Origin of the sequence: Saccharomonospora halophila 8, assembly GCF_000383775.1 — a bacterium.
GTDB classification, from domain to species: Bacteria; Actinomycetota; Actinomycetes; order Mycobacteriales; family Pseudonocardiaceae; genus Saccharomonospora; species Saccharomonospora halophila.
Genome location: NZ_KB912493.1, coordinates 27,740 through 30,568, shown reverse-complemented (window position 1 = coordinate 30,568; position 2,829 = coordinate 27,740). Strand labels below are relative to the sequence as shown.

Sequence of the window (2,829 nt, the reverse complement as noted above, 5' to 3'; positions counted from 1 at the left end):
CCGACCCGCACGGCGCCCCGCCGCCGGACGCGGACCCGGCGGGACGCGACCCGTCCGACGGTTCCGGTGCGGACGCACCGCACCGGAACGACCCCTCGGGCCCGGAGGAGGTACACCGGCGTCACGCGGAACGCACCCCGGCGGGCACCTCGTTCCACCGGGGCGACCCGGAGATGGGCGACCTGCCGCACCGGGTGAAGCCGGATCCGGAGGGTCGCTACACCGCCGACGTGCACGTCACCCCGGACGGCCACGCCCGCATCGGCGACCGCCTCTACACCCCCGAGGAGTTCGCCGACATCCTGCGCCGTAGCGGCGACTACGACGGCGGCCCGGTGCGGCTGATCGGCTGTGACGCGGGCAGCAACGACTTCGCACAGCGCCTGTCCCGCGCGCTCGACACCGAGGTGCTGGCCCCGGACAAGCCCGCCTGGACCGACTCGAACGGCACGGTCTTCTCGTCCGACTACGAGATGGGCCCGGACGGACGCCTGCGGCCGAGGATCCCGCCGAACGGTGGATGGAACGTCCACCGCCCCGACGGGGTCACCTCCGGGGGCAGCGGGGACGGCTTCACCCCGGACACTGCCGAGGCGGACAAGACCGGAGTGGACGCGGGCGGAGCTGAGGCACGGGGACGCGCGAGACAGGACGAGTGGCTCGATCGACCGCAGTCGGACGGACGGACCCTGCGGGAGAAGCTCGGGGACAAGGACTGGATCGACGACAACTACTATCAGCGCCGCAGCCCCAAAGGACACCTGGAGCTCGTCATCCGGCCGAACAAGCCGAATGCCGACGAGATCCCACCGCTCGACCTCAGACGTCCCGATGAGAACGACGGTCCGGACGTCCCACGGATCCGGGACGAGGAGAAGGGGATCGACCATGTGGCACAACCGAAGAGCGATCGCCCACCCGTGGAGCCATCCGACCACGACAGCTCCCGTGTCCGTGTGGTGGAACCCGAGCGGGCGGAGGCACACACCGCCGATCGGAACGACTCGGCCGGCTCCCACGGCGGTGAGCAGGGTGAGTCCACCGAGGAAGCGGAGAGCTACGCCGACGCGAGCGAGTGGCGGGAGGAGGACTACCGGGCGATCGACGAACTCATCAGCGATCGTGAGCAGAAACTGCACCGGTTGCGGGCCACCGAGGAGGAAACCGACGCCTGGACGGTGGCGCACAACGACCGGAACGACGCCTCCGAGGCGCTCGGTGAGAAGGCCGCCGAACACGCTGTCCGGGACCAGGTGCACAACGAACTGCGCGCACACCACGGGAACGACGTGACCCTGCGGGCGCATCCCGACCATCCTCCGGAGAGTCAGCGGTTCCAGGCCGTGGACGGGCAGGGCAGGATACTGGGCGAGATCGAGCCGATGCACCCGATCAGCGGAGCGAAACCGGGGCCCGGGACATTCGACCAGATATGGAAGGTGGACTACCGGAATGGTGGAGATCCACATTATATCGTCCATGAGGCGAAGGGGCCCGGAGCGACGACCGGCTCGCGTTACCTACCTGACGAGGCCAGAACGGTTGAGCAGGGCCACCCCGACTACTTCCGTGACATCGCGGATCACATGGGTGACCGGAATCTCGCCACGGAACTGCTGAACGCGAAAACCGACGGGCGTCTCGACTATGTCGAGATCCGGCCTGTCGTGGACGAGTCCACGACGCCGCACCGGTATGTCGGCTACGAGTACAGTCCGTATGACGGATACGGTTACCGGAAGCCGTTCGGAGGCGCGGCGGCCTCCGGCGCGGAACGGGGAGGACGATGACGACGGTGTCCCGGCACGAGGTCGATCCCGAGCTCGCTCGTCGCCAGATTGCCGATCTCGCACCGCGGGTGGGTCCGCTCGTGGAGAATTCCGGCAGGGACCCGAGCAATCTGCGGACCGTGTACCGGTGGGCGTTGGAGGCCACGCAGTACCGTTGTGTGCTCGATCCGGACGCCGGCGAGCCGGAGACCTGGCACGGTCTGCGGGCCGCGCAGCAGGCTCTATCGGCGTTGTTCTCCATGGCAGCACATGCGGAGGGCGAGATTCCCGTGGAGATCGACGGCCGGTCGGTGCGGCTCACCGCGACCGGGCCGTTCTCGCTCGCGAACGCGGGAAACTGGTTGACAGCCCTGTGGCTCTCGCTCGCCCTGCGCGATCGGGAAACGGTCCGCTGGTTGTGTGGGCTGCCGCTGGAGCTGATGCGTGCTTCCGGCGCCGTACACGACGACTACATGTATCCGTGGGTGGAGTCGTTGCGGGCTTTCTTGCGCCGGGAGACGGTCCCGCCCGAGATGTTCACCCCGGCGATGGCGGGCACCGACCCGGACGCCGCACACGTCACTCCGCCCGAGGTGATGTTGCGGCTGGTCTATCCCTCGATCAAGATGTTCTACCATGTCCTGCGCCGGGACGGGGAGGCGCTCAACTCCGCGCTGGAGCAGGCCCTCACCCTGCACCGGGAACACTGGGCCACCGACGACCGTACGCAGGATCCGGGCGGTATCCTCGCGCTCGCCCCGATGGGAGTGGCGATCATAGCCGGTGACGTGGGACTCCCCGTCGAGGTCCGGTCGGAGTACCTGCCTGCCGGATTCCTCACCGGCGCGGACCCGCGCTGAGGGGGTGAAGTGTGAATCGGCCACCCTCGGGATTCCCGGAGCGCTCTGGGCAGCACCGGTTCGTGTCCACTGTCGCGGGGGAGATGGCCGCCGCGGCGCCGCCGGGATGGCGGCGGCTGCGGCTCGACTACCGCGCCGTCGGCCGCCACGTCGAGGCGGACTTCGTCATCACCGGTCCGGACGGCACGCCCGGACCGGTT

1 protein-coding gene and 1 pseudogene are annotated in these 2,829 nt (G+C 69.1%); both read left to right on the top strand.

Annotation, left to right across the window (positions count from 1 at the left end):
* A pseudogene (locus SACHA_RS25950) lies at window positions 1–1,790 on the top strand (hypothetical protein); the annotation flags it as partial.
* Window positions 1,787–2,629: an immunity 49 family protein gene (locus SACHA_RS0104000; protein ID WP_019807413.1), complete on the top strand. Its 843-nt coding sequence runs from the start codon at window positions 1,787–1,789 to the stop codon at window positions 2,627–2,629. The pseudogene SACHA_RS25950 and the gene SACHA_RS0104000, both read left to right, overlap by 4 nt.
* Window positions 2,630–2,829 lie beyond the last annotated feature (200 nt).

Excerpts from the sequence above, each read along its gene's own strand:
- SACHA_RS0104000 (WP_019807413.1), top strand. The coding sequence starts at position 1,787 with ATGACGACGGTGTCCCGGCACGAGGTCGATCCCGAGCTCGCTCGTCGC.